Origin of the sequence: Shewanella woodyi ATCC 51908 (assembly GCF_000019525.1) — a bacterium.
GTDB classification, from domain to species: Bacteria; Pseudomonadota; Gammaproteobacteria; order Enterobacterales; family Shewanellaceae; genus Shewanella; species Shewanella woodyi.
Window position 1 is genome coordinate 5,500,436 of the sequence record NC_010506.1, and the last position, 19,524, is coordinate 5,519,959.

A 19,524-nucleotide genomic window follows, 5' to 3' on the forward strand; every position below is an offset into this window, starting at 1 on the left:
TTTCCCATGTAGTTACCTTAATTTCAACGTAGCCAGTCCAAGCAGGACTAGAAAGAGTGAGATAATCCAAAAACGAACAATCACCCTTGGCTCTGGCCATCCCTTCAACTCATAGTGGTGATGGATTGGCGCCATACGAAATATCCGTTGTCCGCGTAACTTGTAAGAGCCCACCTGTAAAATCACAGATACCGTCTCCATCACGAAGACCCCCCCCATGATCACTAATAAGATCTCTTGGCGAACCAAAACAGCAATTGCACCTAATGCAGCGCCTAAAGAGAGTGAACCAACATCCCCCATAAAGACCTGAGCTGGGTAGGTGTTAAACCAGAGGAAACCTAAACCGGCACCGACTATCGCTGTACAAACAATCACGAGCTCACCAGCACCAGGCAAGTACGGAAGATGCAGGTAGTTAGCAAACTGGACATGACCAGAGAGGTAAGCGATTAATGCAAAGGCAGCTGCAACCATGACAGTAGGCATGATAGCTAAGCCATCAAGGCCATCGGTTAAGTTCACCGCGTTGCTTGAACCAACAATGGTAAAGTACGCCAACACAATGAAAAAACCACCAAGCTGAGGCATGATATCTTTAAAGAAAGGCACCACAAGCTGGGTCTCACCTGTCATATCAGCCGACGCATAAAGATAGAAAGCAATAACCAATGCCGCCAACGACTGAAGAATATACTTCCACTTGGCAATCAAACCTTTAGTGTCTTTACGAACCACTTTACGATAGTCATCGATAAAGCCGATCAATCCAAAACTTGCCAGAACAAACAGGACAACCCAGACATATCGGCTGCCAAGATCGCCCCATAGCAAGACGCTAATAAATACACCAGCAAGGATCAGTATTCCTCCCATAGTCGGCGTACCGCGCTTACTAAAATGAGATTCAGGACCGTCGTTACGAACGATTTGACCAATCTGCAGCATCTGCAAACGCTCAATCATCTTAGGGCCCCACCAGAGACTGAACATAAGTGCAGTCATTAAGCCTAAGATAGCTCTGAAAGTAACATAGGAAAAAACGTTAAACCCTGTGTAAAATTGGGTTAAATACTCCGCCAGATAGACCAGCATTAAACAAACTCCCCTTGCCCATGGGCAATTTTTAAGGCCTCAACGACACGTTCCATTCCGGCACTGCGTGAACCTTTGACCAACACAGTTACATCACCTTGTAACTGGTTGATGGTATTAATTAAACAAAGCACTAGTGGCGCTAACTCTTGCTGATGCTGTCCACCGAAAGCGGCGGCCGTATTTTCACTTAGCTCACCTAAGGTGAAAAGGGCATCTATCCCCTGTTTTTTTGCATATTCGCCTAGCTCAGAATGCAAAAGGGACGCATTGTCACCTAATTCTCCCAAATCGCCCAGTACTAAACAGCGAAATCCATCAATTTCTTGAAGCCAGTCAATAGCTGCTCCCACTGACGCGGGGTTTGCATTATAGCTATCATCAATAATTCGTACTCGACCCAGCTCATGGGGTAACATTCTGCCTTTAACGGGCTCTACCAGTTTTAGACCACTCAATACCTCTTCGAGCGACAGCCCAAGAGAGAGACAGATAGCAGTTGCAGCAAGGGCATTACTCACTTGATGGCGACCTGAAAGTGGCAGAGTTATCGACTCACAACTGTTGAGATAGTTCAGTGTAAATCTGTATCTTCCTAATGAGTCGGACACTAATTCACTCGCCTTCACATCAGCTTGTGACTCGATAGCAAAAGTGAGCTGAGTAAATTGACTTGCCGCACCACGCATCACATCAGCAAAGGGATCGTCTAAATTGATCACCGCTATTCCATCAGCACTTAAGTGATTAAAGATCTCCGATTTAGCCTTAGCAACACCTTCAAGTGAACCGAAGCCCTCAAGGTGCGCCGATGCCACATTATTCACCATGGCGACATCAGGTTTCACCAGTGAGGAGGTGTAATCGATCTCACCTAAATGATTTGCTCCTAACTCAAAAACCCCATATTCCTCATCACCTTCTAAACGAAGCAGAGTCAGCGGTACACCAATCTCATTATTGAAATTACCAGCGGTATAGAGCACTTTATGATGCTGTGACAGTATGCTCGCCACCATCTCTTTCACACTGGTTTTGCCGTTCGAGCCCGTCAAGGCGACAGACTTAGGCTGAACAAGCTCCTTAAGATAGGCACCTATCTCTCCCATCGCTTTTTGCGTATCACTGACCAAAAGCTGGGGAATATCCAAAGCAAGTTCACGGCTCACCAGCAGCGCACTTGCACCATTTTCTAGCGCTAAATGAGCAAAATCATGACCATCAAACTTCTCACCTTTTAAGGCGACAAACAGTGTCTTCTCCGGAATACTCCGGCTGTCACTGCACACATTTAGTATCTCTGTATCACTGCCGATCAAACGACCATTGAGTCGCTGACTTAACAGAGATAAGGTTAAGCGGATCATCTATCTACCTCAGAACTATTATTAGCTAAACTTCCACTTGCTAAACTGCGAGCTAATGCACGTTCATCATAATCACGTCGCACACCACCGGCCTCTTGATAGGTTTCATGCCCCTTACCTGCCAGCAAAATAAGGTCGCCAGGTTTAGCGGCGGCTAGCACCTCTCTAATCGCCAGTTCACGATCCACTTGTGTAACCGCACGTTCAGGGCGATTAAGCCCTGCCAATACGTCATTAATTATCTCATCTGGAGACTCGCTTCTAGCATTATCACTGGTCACCATAATACGGTCGGCATACGCTTCAGCAGACTGCGCCATTAAAGGACGCTTGCCTTTATCACGATCGCCGCCACAACCAAATAGACACCACAGCTCACCCTCACAGTGACCTCTTAGCGCCTTAAGTGCCTGTTCAATAGCATCGGGAGTATGGGCATAATCCACCACAAGTGTGATACCGTTTTCAGTAGTAAACTGCTCCATTCGTCCAGCAACGGCATTCAGCTTTGGCACGGCATTAAGCAGGGCATTCATATCAAAACCAAGTTGATAAAGGCCCGCTAAAGCTGCAAGCAAGTTTGACAGGTTAAATGCACCTAGCAGAGGGGAGTCAATATTGCCGCAGCCTTCGGGCCATACAAGCTTTGCTCTGACACCTTGATTATGAAAATGGTTACCTTTGGTATAAATAGCTGCATCTTGAGAAACAGTGTCACTATCGCCAGCAATGCTATAACCAATCAGCTTGGCTGAATCACTTTGAGCCAACCACTGCTTACCTAAATCATCATCAAGGTTGATAACGCCTGACTTTAGAGAGGGGAACTTAAATAACCTGAACTTAGCCTCACCATAGGCCTGCATAGTGCCATGATAATCAAGATGATCTCGGCTTAAATTAGTAAAAATAGCCAAGTCGAAGGGGACCGCATCGACTCTTGCCTGTATCAGGCCATGGCTTGATACTTCCATTGCACACAGATCTGCACCCAGCTCATTAAAAGCGTTAAGTTGAGCCATGATGGTAATAGGGTCGGCGGTTGTATTACCACTGTCGACTAACCCTCCCCAAAGTCCATTACCTAAGGTTCCCATCACAGCAGGCTGTTTGCCTAAACAAACTAACAGTTGCGCCATAAGCTGCGTAATAGAAGTTTTACCATTTGTGCCTGTGACACCAACTAATTTCAAACGCTCAACAGGCAGTGGATAGGCCTGAGCAGCCAAAGCAGAGAGCTGACGGCTTAGCTGAAAGAAAAAAATCTGGGTGCTGTTGCTAGTCAAAACCTTACCGTGCATCTCGGGGTTGTCAGTATGCACCAGTGACACTTGTGCACCATTTTTTGCCGCCACATCAATGTAATCTCGACCATCAACTTGATGACCAGGCACAGCAACAAACAGATCGCCTTGGTCTACCTCACGGCTATCAAGGCTCAACTTGTTAACACTCTCAGATCCTGAGTAATGGAACCAAGGTGCTAATAGATCTTTTAGTAGCATCACTCTGCTCTCCTTGTGCTTCCAGCTAAACGCACCTTCTCAGTGGAAGAGATTGGCTCAACATTGAGCATCTGCAATGCACCCGACATCACCTTGGCAAAAGCTGGTGCAGCAAGATCGCCACCATAATATTTGTCACCTTTAGGTTCATTAACCACAACCGCAATTGCCAGTCTTGGATTATGAACAGGTGCAACGCCAGCAAAAACTGCCACGTAATCTTCACCATAGCCGCCAGCGACCGCCTTTCGAGCCGTACCGGTTTTACCCGCCACAGGATAACCTTCAATATGCGCTTTAGTGGCAGTGCCACCTTTCTCGGTCACACCAACCAACATCTCCATCACACTCTGCGCCACATGGGGAGAGATCACTTGAGTCCCTTCCGGTCGCTGTTTAAGCTTTAAAATTGACACTGGGTATAGCACCCCTTTGCTGCCTAAGGTCGCATAGAGTCTAGCCAGCTGAAGCGGGGTCACCATAAACCCATAACCAAAAGATAGCGTTGCTCTTTCAAAATCTGACCAACGTCTACGGTCATGGATAAGCCCAGAGCTCTCACCCTCAAGGTTGATACCTGAGTAGTTACCCAGCCCCATGGTCTGATATGAACCTAGTAACTCCTGTACAGGCATAGAGAGACCGATTTTAGCCATGCCTACGTTGCTCGAGTGCACTAAGATCCCAGAAAGCGACAAGTCACCATAATCTCTGCCATCACGAACAATCTTGCCACCTATCCTCATACGTCCTGGATAAGTTTTAAAGATTTGATCCTCTTTAATCGTCCCCGCATCAAGCGCCGCTGCAACCACAAAAGGTTTAATGGTCGATCCAGGTTCATAGGCATCTGTTAGTGCGCGATTACGCATTCGATAGCTTTGTAGGTTTTCACGAGAGTTGGGGTTATAAGATGGTGTATTGGCCATAGCCAGTACTTCACCTGTATGCACATCAAGCACCACAATTGACGCAGAGGTCGCTTGGTTAATCTCGGTCACTCTCTTTATTTCGCGGTAAGCCAGTTGCTGAATACGCTGATCGATACTAAGAACCAGATCGTTCGGACTTTCTCCCTCATGAACCATATCCAGACGTTCTACAACATGACCATCACGGGATTTACGTACCTTCTGCTTTGAAGGAGTACCGGTTAACCAATCGTTGTAAGAGTTTTCAATCCCCTCAATTCCCACATCATCAATGTTGGTGATCCCCACTAATTGAGCGGAGATCTCACTGGTTGGGTAATAACGACGAGATTCAGATTTCAGATAGACACCAGGCAACCTTAGCTGCTTGATATACTCTGCAACCGCGGGCGTCACCTGACGTTTAAGGTAGGTAAAACGTTTTCTAGGATTAGATTGAACCCGCTTAAGGATCTCATCTTTAGGTTCATGCAACACATCGGCCAGCGCCTGCCAACGGCGCATATCAACAAAACCATTCTTATCATGCACGACCTTAGGATCGGCATAAACCGCTTTAACTGGAACACTCACAGCCAGCATCTCGCCATTGCGATCTGTGATCAAGCCACGCTGTACCTCGCGACTTGTTGTTCTTAGGGTCCGCATATCACTTTCATGGCGAAGCTTCTCAGGTTCGACAATCTGAATATAAGCAGCACGACCAATAAGACTGGTAAACAGCAGGCAAACAAAAGCCACGACGACATATAAACGCCATTGTATTAGTTGCGGCTTCTTCTTACGCTTTGCCTGCTTACTCATAACACTCTCACCGTTCTGGACTCTTTAGGAGTAAAATAAGCAAGATCCAGATTATCCGGTTGGTTCATACTTATGGCACTCTAACGACAATTTCTTCTTTCGGTAACGGACGGTTCATCTCTAACTCTTTCGATGCAATTCGGGTAATACGGCTATGTTCCGATTGAGACTGCTCCTCAAGAAGTAAATTCCGCCATTCAATATCCAACCTATCCCGCTCCTGTAACATCTGATCCCACTGGCTGGTATATTTACGCGTAACATGGCTTGTATATACAACAGTAATTGCATTCCCTAAGACAGCACATGCAAGCAGCAAAACCCACTTATGATGCCAAAGATCAAGTAGCACGATTTTGGGTAGATTAAATTGAGGCTGACTCAAACCTGCTCCTTAACCTTGTTCTGCATCTTTCATAGCCCAAACCATCATCATGGGTGGTTAACACTGGCGTCTCATTAGTGTTCCAGTCTCTGCGCTACACGCAGTACTGAACTACGGGCACGAGTATTACGCTCAATCTCTTCATCGGATGGCTTAATTGCTTTACCCACGCCCTTAAGAAGGCGAGTCTTATTAATCTCCGCTTCGGTGATCGGCAGTCCATGAGGTACGCTTTCTCCCTGACTGTGACGACGAATAAAGCGTTTAACCATCCTGTCTTCAAGAGAGTGGAAACTGATAACCGATAATCGACCTTGGGGAGCCAATACCGTTAATGCTCCCTCTAGTGCCTGATCTATCTGTTCTAATTCACTATTGATATAGATTCTGATCGCCTGAAAAACCCGTGTAGCAGGGTGTTTATTACGCTCTTTACTCTTAGAGATACGTGCAATCAGATCCGCCAACTCTTTAGTACGTAAAAATGGCGTTTTTTCACGATCTGCAGCGATACATCTGGCGATATGACGAGAATTTTTCTCTTCACCATAGGTTTTAAATACCCAAGCCATATCCTCTACCTCTGCGCGCGCTAACCAATCGGCAGCCGTCTCCCCTTGAGAGTTATCCATACGCATGTCAAGCGGGCCATCACGCAGAAAACTAAACCCACGCTCGGCATCGTCGAGTTGAGGCGATGACACTCCAAAGTCCAGCAATACCCCATCGATTTTGCCTTTCAAACCAAGCTCTTCTACATAGGTAGCTAGCTGGCCAAAGCCACCATGGACTATGCTAAATCTTGCATCATCAGCAAACTGTTTAGCCGCTTCAATGGCTTGTGGATCACGATCGATCGCAATCAGACGACCATTTTCACCTAGATGTTTAAGTACTTCGCGAGAGTGGCCACCACGGCCAAATGTGCCATCGATATAGATGCCATCTTCTTTTATGTTTAGACCTGCTACGGTTTCAGTCAGCAGAACTGATAAGTGTGCGAATTCTTGGCTCATTATTTTCTTCTATCTAATTTATCTAACTTCACTGTTTAAAGTGAAAAATCGGCAAGACGTATATTTTCAGCGAACTCTTCATCCTGAATCGTCTCCCGGCTTTGCTCTATCTGATGCTGCCAAGCAGTTTCATCCCAGAGCTCAAATTTATTCAGCTGCCCCACCAGCATGGCGCGTTTACCTAAATTGGCATATTGGCGCAGGGGAAGAGGTAACAATAATCTGCCGTTACCATCTAGCTCACATTCATGTGCATAACCTAGAAGCATACGTTTCATCGCGCGTTCAGCTGGCAAAGTATCTGACAGCAAAAGTAATTTAGCTTCGATCTTGCTCCACTCATCCAATGGATAGAGCAGTAAACAGGCGGATTGGATATCAACTGTGATCACTAACTGACTGTTATATTCAACGTGCAGAGGCTCTCGGTAACGCTTTGGAATAGCGACCCGACCTTTTGTATCAAGGTTAATAGCACTGGCACCACGAAACACGTTAGCTTGTCCTTAGCTCTTAGAAAAGATCCACAAAGATCCACAATTTCCCACAAGACCTAAGTTTAGAGATAGAACGCAAGCATTGTCAAGCAATCACAGCGAGAGAAACTATTTATGAATCCAGTATTCAAGCGGGTTAGCAGCAGATTTCAAATAGAAGGAGTTGTAGAAATAACAAGGGATAAAAGTGGATCTCCCACCCATAAACTGCTGAAAAAACAGGCAGAACATTCGTACATTAATCTTTATTTATCTTAAAAGTGGTTTTATTTCCCAATATTACACTTTTGAACTGTGTTTTGATGTTTACACTTATATTGTTAGTAATTAAGACAACAACCTCCTCTAAGTACTTTTGGAAAACCAATTCAAAGAACGGGTAATAAAGTCATACTTAGTAATAGAGCGTCACTCAACAAAAGAAGAGCGGTTAATAAAATTAACGAAATAGCTTCTTCTAACTTGTATATACAGGCTCTATCCTAAATTGCAGCCGCTGGAAAAAGCGGCAAATAAAGGGATTATTACTAAAGCCCCCACCTTAAAAGGCTAAATATTAACCAGCAACTGCCGATAGAGGGTTATAGAAAAGTCAGTGGGGGAATTATGATAGGTCTAGACAGTCTCTACGCTATGTTAGCTCGCCCAGTCCAGGCAAGCGTGAAGCGAAAGCGAATTGTTGAAGAGACAGAAAACAGTGCAGGCATTGCTGAGGATAGCCATGAGGCGCCACAATCTCAACTTCCGCCTAATTTAGAGCGTCGTCGATCACTCGAAGACAGACGCGGTACATCTCGTGGGGATCGTCGCCGAAAAGCCAAACAAGAGGAGGAACTCAAAGATAACAAAGAGTTACTTGAGTCCCCTCTCCCGAGGATCGACATAGACGTTTAGTTTATCCATTAATCGTTTGTGAGACAGCCTTTTGCCAGCCTGCATATAACTCATCTTTTTGCTCTTCACTGATAGATGGCATAAAAGATTTGTCGATATCGGCCCTGTGCTTAAGCTCTGAGGTAGAGTCCCAGAATCCCACAGCTAGACCTGCAAGAAACGCAGCTCCCATAGCCGTAGTTTCTGTAACAGCTGGTCGCTGCACCTCAACCGAAGTTATATCGGCTTGAAACTGCATCAAAAAGTCATTGGCAACTGCGCCACCATCGACTTTAAGTTTCTTTAGCTCCACACCACTGTCTTTAGCCATTGCATCGAGCAGATCTCTGCTCTGATAGGCTATAGCTTCCAGTGCCGCTCGAATAATGTGGTTTCGATTTGAACCTCGGGTCAGCCCTACTAATGCCCCTCTGGCACTAGGATCCCAATAGGGCGCTCCTAAACCAACGAAGGCTGGTACCAGATATACGCCATTTGTACTCTCGACTCTTGAGGCAAAATACTCAGTATCCTGAGCATCTCTGATTAATCCAAGCTCATCTCTTAGCCATTGAATCGTCGCACCTCCCATAAATACTGAGCCCTCCAGAGCATAGTTCACCTCTCCCTTGGCACCAATTGCTATGGTTGTCAGTAGACCATGATTCGACTTTACTGCTTTCTCTCCTGTATTCATCAGAAGAAAACAGCCAGTACCATAGGTATTCTTTGCCATCCCCGGCTCAGTACATAGCTGACCAAAGAGCGCAGATTGCTGATCGCCAGCAATCCCAGCAATGGAGATCTCTCCTCCTTCGCCTGCGATACGCGTTTTACCATAGACGGCACTAGAGGGTTTCACTTGAGGAAGAAGAGATTCAGGGATAGTTAATGCTTCAAGTATTCTCTTATCCCAGCTTTGGGTATGGATATTGAACAATAAAGTACGACTGGCATTGGTGGGATCGGTAACATGAACTTTACCTTCAGTCAGCTTCCATACAAGCCAAGTATCTATGGTGCCAAATAGCAGCTCACCTCTTTCAGCCCGCTCCCTCACGCCCGAAACATTGTCTAAAATCCATTTAATTTTCGTGCCAGAAAAGTAAGGGTCTAAGAGTAGGCCTGTAGTATCTCGAATATACGCCTCTAATCCTTGAGATTTAAGCTCCTCACAGATCTCACTGCTGCGTCTGCACTGCCAAACAATGGCGTTATAAACTGGCTTGCCAGTTTGCTTATCCCAGATAACCGTTGTCTCACGTTGATTGGTGATCCCAATCGATGCGATCTCACTGGCATGGATCCCACTTCGTGCTATGACCTCTATTAAAGTGGAACTCTGGGATGCCCATATCTCCATAGGATCATGTTCAACCCAACCCGCTTGGGGATAAATTTGAGTAAACTCACGCTGTGAAACCGACACAATATTCGCATCATGATCGAAAATAATCGCTCTGGAACTGGTAGTTCCTTGGTCCAGTGCCACAACATATTTTTTAGTCACAAATCTTTCCTTAGGCTCGATGTTCTACTTAATATTGAGTTTGTTGCAAAACGCCCACTTCAGGCCCCACCTCTGGCTTTGTGCTCAGCTCATCACATGAATGGGCTGGAAAGTACCAAAACTCAGCAAGCTTACCATCAACCACTCTGAAGGTTCCGATACTACACTGAGACAGCTTTTCACCATCATTATCCCACGTGACTCTCTCTACGGTACTGACATAGTTGCCAGATTCCATCATATCGAGAATCGTCGCATTGGCACCTTTAAGGCTTTCAAAATAATCTGTCATTGCAGCGCCAAACTCGGCTTTACTGGATGTTTCAACTTCAACCTTTTTACCTGTGATATGCATCCAAGTTACATCGTCAGTGGTGTGGGAGACCATCAAACCTACATCATGCTGGTTATAAGCCTGTATAAAGCTCTGAACGACTTCACTGGATGTTGGAGTCGTTGCAGCACTTAAGGTGAATGGTAAAACGGATAATGTGGCCACCAATAGGAAGGGCTTCATTGTACACCTCTGTAGTTGTGACTTAAGTTTTGATAAATGTTCTACTTAACAAAGTTCACTTCATTAGATGAATATAATCTTATGAAGTTCATTTTGCTAACAAAAAATCTCCTCCTTTTGACTTAAAAAAAGGGCTGGCACCTAAGTACCAACCCTTTATCAATAAAGTCTACTTTAGAAACGGTAGCTAGCCTGCACACCCACTAGCATAATATTACCACTAACTTGCCCCTCAAACGCTCCACCAAACGGCAGTGAATCAGTGTCAGCCTCATGCATTGGAGACTCATCAGCAAAGATGTAAGTTGCCCCGAAATCAAACGCTAAATTTTCGCTATATTGGTATCCATAACCAGCACTCAACCAAAGACGGTTAACTTCAGGAATGGTCGCCGTACGGTGAATATCATCAACCGCGGCCTGATCATAGGCAACACCAGCTCTTAGGCTTGATTTTGCAGACAACTCATAAGTCGCACCAAGTGCAAAACGGTAGTTATCTTTCCAGTTTTCCTCTTTAACCAAAATAGCAGAGTTACTTAGCTCAGGAATTTTAGCTTCAAGCTTTTCGAATGAGCTCCAGTCAGTCCAGTTCACGCTGGCATGAACAGCAAGCTTATCCGTTAATTGGTGGAAACTGGCAATCTCAGCTGTGGCTGGGAGCGTAAGCTCCATTGCACCCGCATAGATTTTACTCGCGTTCATGCTACCTTCAAGCATGCTAAAACCTAGGCCATTCGCTTCACCTTCCAAGTTTTGCTCAACCTCAGAACGATAGTTAAAGCCAATACGGTTATTAGCATTGATCTGCCATGCACCACCTAGCTGCCATCCCCAAGAGGTATCATCCCCTTCCATGTACTTTAGAGTGGTTCCCTTAGGAATAATGAGACTTGCAGATAATGGAACATCAACAGAGCTCTTGGCACCGAAGCTGCCTTCACCCATCACAAAGCGAACGCCAGCACCGATACTAAACTGGTCATTGATACGGTATGCAATATTAGGGTTAAGCTCTACTGTTGTCACCGAAGCTTCATTACCAAATTGGTTGCCGCGAAAGCTATCATCAAGCTCTGTCGCCATACCAAAGTTGCTTCCTAAGGCAACACCTAAGAACCATTGCTCATTTAACTGATGTGATACATAAAAATTGGGAACAACCGCATCACCAGCAATGTCCTTTGCCGATGTTGGGTTTTTACCGTCGACATAGGTCACTTCACCATCAACATCGATATTTGGCATAACCAAAATCGCACCAGTGGTCATTTGAGTACCTTGAAGGTAGGTGAGCATGGCTGGGTTACGAAATTGTGCAGCCGCGTTATCGGCCATAGCAGCTTCACCGGCGTAGGCACGGCCTAATCCTGTTGCAGAGTATTCAGCTAATTGAAAACCAGCCGCTTGAACTTGAGTCGTTGTTCCCATGATTGCTGCAATCACAGCCACAGATAAAATGCGCTTATTCATTATCTCTCTCATCTTTATGTATCACGCTTAGCGCTATCACCCCTAACTTAGAGTAATAACTCAACAATTTTCTGAGGCGCAGTGTACTCACGCAGCACATCTTTGCAAGCAAACTCGATAAATTAGAGAAAAACACTGGTCAAAATAGATAATGCGACATAAAAAAAGAGAAAATGACTTTTTAAACGAGGTTAGCGAGTTAAAAAAGAATATTTGATTCGAGATTTCGATTAAAGGAACTTAAGTAATTTATAAAAAAACACTAAAAATCAATAAGTAAAAACAAATACAAGCAAGAACATATGTGCACTGAAGATCAGATTAATGAGCAGTGTAAATAACTAGCCTGCTTTGTGAATAGAAAAATCAAAAAAACAATTAATAAAATAGTTTTATTTTTCAATAAATTAAAGAAGGCTGATTCGTCATTAAAACAAAAGCCAGACAAGCTTAAGCTTATCTGGCTCATTTTTTATAACACGTCAGTACAAATGTACGCTTAAATATCAATGATACCTATCACGCTTTCCAAGCTGGAAGTTGTGACTCATAGCTCGCAATCTGCACATCATAAGCTAAGGTCAAGCCAATCGCATCTAAACCATTAAGCATGTTATGCCTAGCAGAGCCTGCGATTTCAAAGCTAAACACAGCACCAGAGGGAGATGTCACCGTTAATCCCTCCAGATCCACTGTGATCTCAGCCCCTTCATTGGCTTGAACCTCATCCATCAACTGCTGAACTTCAACATCACTTAGACGCACAGGCAGTAAACCATTATTAATGGAGTTGCCATAGAAAATGTCGGCAAAACTTGGAGCGATGATAGCTCTTAGGCCAAAGTCAGCTAACGCCCAAGGCGCATGTTCTCGGCTTGAACCACAACCAAAATTCTCTTTAGAGATAAGTATCGATGCACCTTTGTATCTTGACTGATTCAGAGTGAACTCAGGGTTTGGCTCATCACCGGCATCATCGAGATAGCGCCAATCATGAAAAAGGTGAACACCAAAACCATCGCGAGTTACTTTAGATAAAAACTGTTTAGGGATGATCTGATCGGTATCGACATTGGCACTGTCGATCATCACAGCCAGCCCGGTATGCTTAGTAAATGCTTCCATGATAATCTCCTAAAGCGTTTGACGAATATCGACAAAATGACCCGCAACTGCGGCCGCAGCTGCCATGGCAGGACTAACAAGGTGAGTTCGACTCCCCCGTCCCTGACGCCCTTCGAAATTACGATTACTCGTAGAAGCACAGCGATCGCCAGCCTCCAATCGATCATCATTCATCGCTAAGCACATAGAGCAGCCCGGTAGACGCCACTCAAATCCCGCTTCGATAAAGATCTTATCTAAACCTTCAGCCTCTGCTTGCTCTTTAACTAAACCTGAGCCTGGTACTACAATCGCAGTTACACCTTCAGCCACATGCTTACCTTTAGCATGCAAAGCCGCATCACGTAGATCTTCAATACGCGAGTTTGTGCAAGATCCAATAAAGACCTTATTGATACTGACATCTTTCATGCTAGTACCCGCGCTCAAAGCAACATACTCTAAGGCTTTCTCGATACTGGCCTTAACCGTTGCATTTGGCTCATCTTGCGGATTTGGCACAACACCATCGATCGCCACCACCTGTCCAGGGTTAGTTCCCCAAGTAAGTTGAGGTGCGATATCAGCCGCTTCGAGTATGACAGTTGAATCAAAAACGGCGTCTGCATCCGTTTTCAGTTCAGACCAAGCCTCAATCGCCTGCTCCCAACTCTCTGCCTTAGGCGCAAACTCACGACCTTTAAGATACTCAGCAGTTGTTGCATCTGGTGCAATCATGCCAGCTTTAGCACCCATCTCAATTGCCATGTTACATACCGTCATACGGCCTTCCATAGAGAGTGCTTCAATAGCCTCGCCACAAAATTCGACCACATAACCTGTACCACCATCCATACCAATTTTACCGATAATCGCTAGTACGATGTCCTTTGCGGTAATGCCAGGTGTCACATGGCCTTTAACCTCAATCTTCATCGTTTTCGCCTTGTTTTGACGCAGCGTCTGAGTTGCCATAACATGCTCAACCTCAGAGGTACCGATCCCGAACGCTAGCGCTCCAAATGCACCATGGGTTGCGGTATGAGAATCGCCACACACGATAACAGTACCCGGCAAGGTGATACCAAGCTCAGGCCCCATCACATGGACAATACCTTGGTTTTTATGGTGAATATCATAGAGTTTGATACCGAACTCTTTACAGTTATCCTGTAGCGTTTCCACCTGAATACGGGCCATTGGGCTTAATGCATCTAAGCTAGCACTCTTGGTAGAAGTATTATGATCCATGGTAGCAAAGGTTTTCTCTGGCGCACGTAACCTACGTCCAGCGACCTTTAACCCACTAAATGCCTGAGGTGATGTCACCTCATGCACTAGATGTCTGTCTACGTAGATAAGCGGCGCTTCACCTTCATTAGCCACAACAACATGACTGTCCCAAACCTTCTCATATAATGTTTTGGCCATGAGTTATGCGCCCTCTTTAATAACTTGGGCAATATAATCACCCATCTGTGAAGTCGTCTTCGCATTCACTCGCTCATCAGCCGGTAGCAACTCGCCAGTTAGATAACCATCGCTCAGCGCTTTACCAACGGCGGCCTCGATTGCCGTAGCGGCCTCTTCTAATTTCAAGCTATGGCGCAGTAGTAATGCAGCAGATAAGATCTGGGCAACAGGGTTAGCAATACCTTGCCCTGCAATATCCGGTGCACTGCCACCAGCAGGCTCATAGAGACCAAAGCCTTTACTGTTCAAACTCACCGATGAAAGCAGCCCCATAGAGCCAGTTAACATGGCAATCTCATCTGAGATAATGTCACCAAACAGGTTAGAACAGAGCATGACATCAAACTCATTAGGACGACGTAGTAGCTGCATAGTCGCATTATCGATATAGATATGCTCTAGCTCCACATCAGGGAAATCTTTGGCCACCTCTTCAACAACTTCACGCCACAGCACAGAACAAGCCAGTACATTGGCTTTATCCACTGAGGTAACCTTCTTGCGACGACCTTGAGCAGCCTCAAATGCAATCTTTGCAATACGTCTGATCTCTTTACGGCTATAGCGCATGGTATCGAATGCTTCCTCGCTCTCCCCTTCGCCTTGACGCCCTTTTGGCTTACCAAAATAGATGCCACCTGTCAGCTCACGAACACATAGCACATCGAAGCCTTTCGATGAAATATCACTGCGCAGCGGTGACATATGCTCAAGTCCAGAATGGAGTTTTGCCGGGCGCATATTGCAAAATAGCTCGAAATGACCACGAAGCGGCAGTAAGGCACCACGCTCAGGTTGATCATTAGGTGGTAAGTGCTCCCATTTAGGGCCACCTACCGATCCAAAAAGAATGGCATCAGCTGCTTCACATCCCTTTAAAGTCACATCTGGAAGCGGGCAACCATGATTATCGATAGCTGCTCCGCCTATATCGTATTCGCTATATTCAATAGCAAGCTCGAATCGCTCCTCTACAGCACTGAGCACTTTTCGCGCCTCAGCCATCACCTCAGGTCCAATTCCATCTCCGGCTAATACCGCTATTTGATAACTCATTCGACACTTAACTCCTGCTCTTTAATTTTAATATTCTAATGATTTTTCAGTTACTAAGCGTTAAACGCCACCAAGAGATCTCGCTTTTTGCTGGATCTTTTGCTTACAGTCTGCAACCTTATCCGCACGCCATGTCAGGTTCATCACATGTATGAGCGCCTGCACCGACGCTTCTACCACATCGGTCGCTAAACCAACACCGTGGAAACTTTGCTGCTGATAACTCGCCTCAATATCCACCTGACCTAGGGCGTCTTGCCCCTCACCTTTAGCGCTTAGCTTGTAGCTAGTGATATTAATTTCACACTTGCTAGCACGTGCAATTGCATTATAAGCGGCATCCACAGGACCATTACCTGTAGCAGCCTCAGTGACCACCTCACCATCAAGCTCTATCTTCACTGTGGCAGTTGCATTTCCCTGTGTGGAATCGGAGTGCACAACTAACTGTTTAAGTTGATAAAATGACTCCTCTTCGGCTTGGGCTTCCATAAAGGTTAAAGCTTCAAGATCGTAATCAAATACTTGGCCTTTCTTATCTGCAAGTTTCAAGAAAGATTCATACAAGACGTCCATATCATAATCATGCTCGCCATAGCCCATCTCTTCCATGCGATGCTTAATCACATGTCGACCAGAGCGAGATGTCATATTCAAATTGTTACGTGGAAGACCGATACTTTCAGGTGTCATGATCTCGTAGGTATTTTGCGATTTCAGCATGCCATCTTGATGGATACCCGATGAGTGAGTAAATGCATTCGCGCCCACGATAGCTTTATTAGCCTGTACAGGCATATTACAAAGTTGGCTGACTAAGCTAGAGGTACGGTGGATCTCCTTAGCATTAATCCCAGTCTCTAGTCCAAGTGCTGCTTTACGGGTCGACAAGATCATGGCGATCTCTTCGAGTGAACAGTTACCCGCTCGCTCACCAATACCGTTAACCGTACACTCGATCTGACGTGCACCTTGCTGCACTGCGGTAATTGAGTTCGCGACCGAAAGGCCCAAATCATCATGACAATGAACGGAGATCACCGCTTGATCGATATTAGGCACTCGGTTAAATAGGGTTTCAATGATGCCGCCAAACTCACTCGGCACTGTGTAGCCCACAGTGTCAGGAATATTAATTGTCTTAGCGCCAGCCTTGATCGCCTCCTCAACCATACGGCACAAATTATCAATTGGCGTACGCCCCGCATCTTCACAGGAAAACTCTACATCATCAGTAAAGCGACGAGCATACTTAACCGCACCGACAGCCATCTCCAGTACTTGATCGAAAGAGCGTTTTAGTTTGCTTTCAACGTGAATCGTCGAGGTTGAGATAAAGGTATGAATACGGAACTGATCAGCCACAGATAAAGATTGCGCTGCGGCATCGATATCTTTTTCAAGGGCTCTGGCTAATGCACACACTCGGCTGTTTTTTACCGTTCGTGCGATTGTCTCTACAGATTTAAAATCGCCAGGGGAGGAAACAGGAAAGCCCACCTCCATCACATCGACACCTAAACGCTCCAATGAGAGTGCTATCTGTAGTTTTTCCTTAACCGTCAAACTGGCCGCTAGGGCTTGCTCCCCATCACGTAGGGTTGTATCAAAAATAATCACTCGGTTAGACATCTAGTTTCTCCGTGGAATAGCTAGTTATTTAATGCGCTACTTCTCGTTGCTCGGGTACAAAAACAAAAAACCCCGCGATTCGTAGCGCGGGGTTTTGAATGTTGGTGACTCTAATCAAGCGTGCAACACTACATCCTCCGCGCAGAAACTGCGAGAATGAGAATGAGGAGGTTGAGTAATGCACGGCTAATATTCATCTGTCTTAATTCGTTGTTATATTCAATCCACATAAATAATTATGCGTTCATTTTCTGATAGAGCGGTTAATTTTTAACGTGTGGAGCCTCAAGTGTCAACCCCATTTTCCTCATTCAGGACAGATTAGACCAGAAAAACTCTGTTCTGCATCTTTAAATGAACCAGCTTACTTTCTAAACTCCAGTCGTTACATTTTGAAAGCCCTCTTGCAACTCGCCTAACTAAGCATTCATATAAACATCACGCCTTGCTGATTTTTAATACAATATAGAGGCATAATTCGTTATAATGCATGATTCAACGTGTTGAACTGTTAATTGGAACTTTTATAAATGGACTTTCGCCTCATAGTAGTCTGCCTGCTATTCTGGTTTGCACCAGCATGGGCTGATACTATGGACCGCCTCGATAATATTAATACCTTGCTCTACGAGTACCCGAGCAGGGCGCTTGAGGAGATCAACAAACTCGACAACATCAGCTCCCCTATTAAGTTATCCGAAACCGAAAAGCTGCGACTCTCTCTATTACGCTGTGAAACCTATCTTCAACTCGGTGAAAATCAAGCTGCAATCAATATCGCTAGAATGAGCGAAGCTAAGGCTAAAGTCCTCCAACTAGAATCAGCAAGGCCCTACTTCCTCAACTGCATGGCCGGCGCATTTACTAATTTTGGTGATTACCGACAAGCGCTTCCTCTCCTCGATAACTCCATTGAACTCTCACGTGAACTCAAGCAAGGACAGTCTCTTATTAATGGGTTGCGAATAAGGGGGATCATAGATACCCAGATTGACAGTTATGGTAACGCCTCTGAAGATCTGCGTTTAGCGATAGATATCTTCCCTGAGATCGCAAATCAGGCGCTTAATTGGAGCTGGCCACCATTGGCTCATGTGCGACTATCATTGAGTCAATTGCTAGCTAAAAGAGGTGAGTTCAAACAAGCCTACACTGTCATTGAAAATGCACTGAGTTCAAAACCGCTTAATGGAAAGGTTAAAGCATTAGTCATCACTCAGTTAGCCAAGATGGCACAACTCAATAACTTGCCCACCAGCGACACCTTAATCCTCAACGCAAAAAATCAGTTACCAGAACTTGGCAGCGCCTTTGAACTCGCCCAAAGCTACACCCAGATGGCCCAACTTGAATTTCTTCGCGGTAATTTACGCAGAGCGATTCAACTTTTGGAGATCAGTTTAAATACCTTTAAGAAAGAGAATAAATCGCTAGAGATAATCCGCACACAGAGGCAACTGGCGGAAGTATTACTTGCTCATGGCACGACCGACAAGGCATTGGCCTTGATGGAGAACACGATAGCACTTGCCGTTCGTACATCACGCTACGATGAGTTGGTGATCTGCTATCAGATTTTAAGTCAGCATTATGAAAAAAATGAAAATTACAAACTAGCGTTAAAGTATCAAATCATGCGCTTTAATCAGGCTGAAAACGCTTATAACTTCATTAAAGATACACGATTACTACAACTGAACACTAAGCTGAGCAGACAAAACCAACTATTTAAATCAGAGACGGATAGAAGTATTGCATCTGTAAATCAGGGGTTTGGAGTTAAATCAGGCTATCTAATTTTACTGACTCTGCTATTTCTCGCGCTGTTATTTAGCTTCATCACATTTAAAACTAAGCAGCAAGCTAAGCGAATAATCTCAGTACCGGAGCCAAACACTAAAGAGCAGGAGATAGAACGACTGCTAAGTAACAGTAAATTAGGTGGGTTCCCCTTAAGCCTTATCTTGATAAATACCCTACAGGTTTATCGTGACGATCTCCCTGTACTCAATGCCCAACTTGAAAAGTTACTTAGAGAGCAAGATGTTATGCTCAATTACAGTGATGAGGAGATAGTGTTACTCCTGCCCTATACCAAGGAGAAGGGAACGTTAAAGGTTATAGAGCAGATAAAAGAGCTGATGACACCTTTGCTACATGAGAAAAAGTGCCAAATTGGTTACTCAAAAATGCAGCAGCAGGACAGTCTTAGCTCCCTAGTTAAACGCGCTAACATCCAACAACTAAGGCATAGTAAGCAACATAAAGTCGCGGCGGAATAATCA

At 45.0% G+C, this 19,524-nt stretch carries 16 protein-coding genes; 2 read left to right on the forward strand and 14 right to left on the reverse strand.

Translation table 11 applies throughout. The features are described from left to right. Window positions 1-12 precede the first annotated feature (12 nt). The 7 genes from mraY to mraZ form a co-directional block, all read right to left on the reverse strand. Complete coding sequence (mraY, locus tag SWOO_RS23275) at window positions 13-1,095, reverse strand: phospho-N-acetylmuramoyl-pentapeptide-transferase (protein WP_012327112.1); 1,083 nt, start codon at window positions 1,093-1,095, stop codon at window positions 13-15. After that, window positions 1,095-2,462: a UDP-N-acetylmuramoyl-tripeptide--D-alanyl-D-alanine ligase gene (locus tag SWOO_RS23280; protein ID WP_012327113.1), complete on the reverse strand. Its 1,368-nt coding sequence runs from the start codon at window positions 2,460-2,462 to the stop codon at window positions 1,095-1,097. Before SWOO_RS23280 ends, mraY begins: the two co-directional genes overlap by 1 nt. Beyond that, window positions 2,459-3,967 carry a UDP-N-acetylmuramoyl-L-alanyl-D-glutamate--2,6-diaminopimelate ligase gene (murE, locus tag SWOO_RS23285; protein ID WP_012327114.1) on the reverse strand — a complete coding sequence of 503 codons (1,509 nt, stop codon included), beginning with the start codon at window positions 3,965-3,967 and terminating at the stop codon, window positions 2,459-2,461. Before murE ends, SWOO_RS23280 begins: the two co-directional genes overlap by 4 nt. After that, window positions 3,967-5,703 carry a peptidoglycan glycosyltransferase FtsI gene (locus SWOO_RS23290; protein ID WP_012327115.1) on the reverse strand — a complete coding sequence of 579 codons (1,737 nt, stop codon included), beginning with the start codon at window positions 5,701-5,703 and terminating at the stop codon, window positions 3,967-3,969. Before SWOO_RS23290 ends, murE begins: the two co-directional genes overlap by 1 nt. A gap of 70 nt (window positions 5,704-5,773) precedes the next feature. After that, on the reverse strand, window positions 5,774-6,088 hold the full coding sequence (gene ftsL / locus SWOO_RS23295) for a cell division protein FtsL (protein WP_012327116.1): 315 nt from the start codon (window positions 6,086-6,088) through the stop codon (window positions 5,774-5,776). Window positions 6,089-6,162: 74 nt separating this feature from the next. Continuing rightward, window positions 6,163-7,104 carry a 16S rRNA (cytosine(1402)-N(4))-methyltransferase RsmH gene (gene rsmH, locus SWOO_RS23300; protein WP_012327117.1) on the reverse strand — a complete coding sequence of 314 codons (942 nt, stop codon included), beginning with the start codon at window positions 7,102-7,104 and terminating at the stop codon, window positions 6,163-6,165. 35 nt (window positions 7,105-7,139) lie between these two features. After that, a complete protein-coding gene (gene mraZ, locus SWOO_RS23305; RefSeq protein ID WP_012327118.1) occupies window positions 7,140-7,598 on the reverse strand; it encodes a division/cell wall cluster transcriptional repressor MraZ in 459 nt (152 codons plus the stop codon). Window positions 7,599-8,207: 609 nt separating this feature from the next. Between mraZ and SWOO_RS23310 the strand changes: the two genes are divergently transcribed. Next, on the forward strand, window positions 8,208-8,495 hold the full coding sequence (locus SWOO_RS23310; RefSeq protein WP_012327119.1) for a hypothetical protein: 288 nt from the start codon (window positions 8,208-8,210) through the stop codon (window positions 8,493-8,495). Between the two features lies 1 nt (window position 8,496). On the opposite strand, the gene glpK is transcribed toward SWOO_RS23310, so the two are convergent. The 7 genes from glpK to leuA form a co-directional block, all read right to left on the reverse strand. After that, complete coding sequence (gene glpK, locus SWOO_RS23315; protein ID WP_012327120.1) at window positions 8,497-9,984, reverse strand: glycerol kinase GlpK; 1,488 nt, start codon at window positions 9,982-9,984, stop codon at window positions 8,497-8,499. 28 nt (window positions 9,985-10,012) lie between these two features. Continuing rightward, on the reverse strand, window positions 10,013-10,501 hold the full coding sequence (locus SWOO_RS23320) for a nuclear transport factor 2 family protein (protein WP_012327121.1): 489 nt from the start codon (window positions 10,499-10,501) through the stop codon (window positions 10,013-10,015). Window positions 10,502-10,675: 174 nt separating this feature from the next. Next, on the reverse strand, window positions 10,676-11,974 hold the full coding sequence (locus SWOO_RS23325) for an outer membrane protein transport protein (RefSeq protein WP_012327122.1): 1,299 nt from the start codon (window positions 11,972-11,974) through the stop codon (window positions 10,676-10,678). A 519-nt stretch (window positions 11,975-12,493) separates the two neighbouring features. Next, window positions 12,494-13,099, reverse strand: a complete 606-nt coding sequence (gene leuD / locus SWOO_RS23330) for a 3-isopropylmalate dehydratase small subunit (protein WP_012327123.1) — start codon at window positions 13,097-13,099, stop codon at window positions 12,494-12,496. 9 nt (window positions 13,100-13,108) lie between these two features. Continuing rightward, complete coding sequence (leuC, locus tag SWOO_RS23335; protein ID WP_012327124.1) at window positions 13,109-14,509, reverse strand: 3-isopropylmalate dehydratase large subunit; 1,401 nt, start codon at window positions 14,507-14,509, stop codon at window positions 13,109-13,111. Between the two features lie 3 nt (window positions 14,510-14,512). Then, complete coding sequence (gene leuB, locus SWOO_RS23340) at window positions 14,513-15,607, reverse strand: 3-isopropylmalate dehydrogenase (protein ID WP_012327125.1); 1,095 nt, start codon at window positions 15,605-15,607, stop codon at window positions 14,513-14,515. A 60-nt stretch (window positions 15,608-15,667) separates the two neighbouring features. Next, a complete protein-coding gene (gene leuA / locus SWOO_RS23345; RefSeq protein ID WP_012327126.1) occupies window positions 15,668-17,239 on the reverse strand; it encodes a 2-isopropylmalate synthase in 1,572 nt (523 codons plus the stop codon). Between the two features lie 530 nt (window positions 17,240-17,769). Here leuA and SWOO_RS23350 point away from each other — a divergent pair. Next, window positions 17,770-19,521 carry a diguanylate cyclase domain-containing protein gene (locus tag SWOO_RS23350; RefSeq protein WP_012327127.1) on the forward strand — a complete coding sequence of 584 codons (1,752 nt, stop codon included), beginning with the start codon at window positions 17,770-17,772 and terminating at the stop codon, window positions 19,519-19,521. The last annotated feature ends 3 nt before the right edge of the window (window positions 19,522-19,524 follow it).

Bases quoted from the DNA above. Each gene is read 5' to 3' on its own strand.
- mraY (WP_012327112.1), bottom strand. From the start codon at position 1,095: ATGCTGGTCTATCTGGCGGAGTATTTAACCCAATTTTACACAGGGTTT.
- SWOO_RS23280 (WP_012327113.1), bottom strand. From the start codon at position 2,462: ATGATCCGCTTAACCTTATCTCTGTTAAGTCAGCGACTCAATGGTCGT.
- murE (WP_012327114.1), bottom strand. From the start codon at position 3,967: ATGCTACTAAAAGATCTATTAGCACCTTGGTTCCATTACTCAGGATCT.
- SWOO_RS23290 (WP_012327115.1), bottom strand. From the start codon at position 5,703: ATGAGTAAGCAGGCAAAGCGTAAGAAGAAGCCGCAACTAATACAATGG.
- rsmH (WP_012327117.1), bottom strand. From the start codon at position 7,104: ATGAGCCAAGAATTCGCACACTTATCAGTTCTGCTGACTGAAACCGTA.
- SWOO_RS23310 (WP_012327119.1), top strand. From the start codon at position 8,208: ATGATAGGTCTAGACAGTCTCTACGCTATGTTAGCTCGCCCAGTCCAG.
- SWOO_RS23320 (WP_012327121.1), bottom strand. From the start codon at position 10,501: ATGAAGCCCTTCCTATTGGTGGCCACATTATCCGTTTTACCATTCACC.
- SWOO_RS23325 (WP_012327122.1), bottom strand. From the start codon at position 11,974: ATGAATAAGCGCATTTTATCTGTGGCTGTGATTGCAGCAATCATGGGA.
- leuD (WP_012327123.1), bottom strand. From the start codon at position 13,099: ATGGAAGCATTTACTAAGCATACCGGGCTGGCTGTGATGATCGACAGT.
- leuC (WP_012327124.1), bottom strand. From the start codon at position 14,509: ATGGCCAAAACATTATATGAGAAGGTTTGGGACAGTCATGTTGTTGTG.
- leuB (WP_012327125.1), bottom strand. From the start codon at position 15,607: ATGAGTTATCAAATAGCGGTATTAGCCGGAGATGGAATTGGACCTGAG.
- leuA (WP_012327126.1), bottom strand. From the start codon at position 17,239: ATGTCTAACCGAGTGATTATTTTTGATACAACCCTACGTGATGGGGAG.
- SWOO_RS23350 (WP_012327127.1), top strand. From the start codon at position 17,770: ATGGACTTTCGCCTCATAGTAGTCTGCCTGCTATTCTGGTTTGCACCA.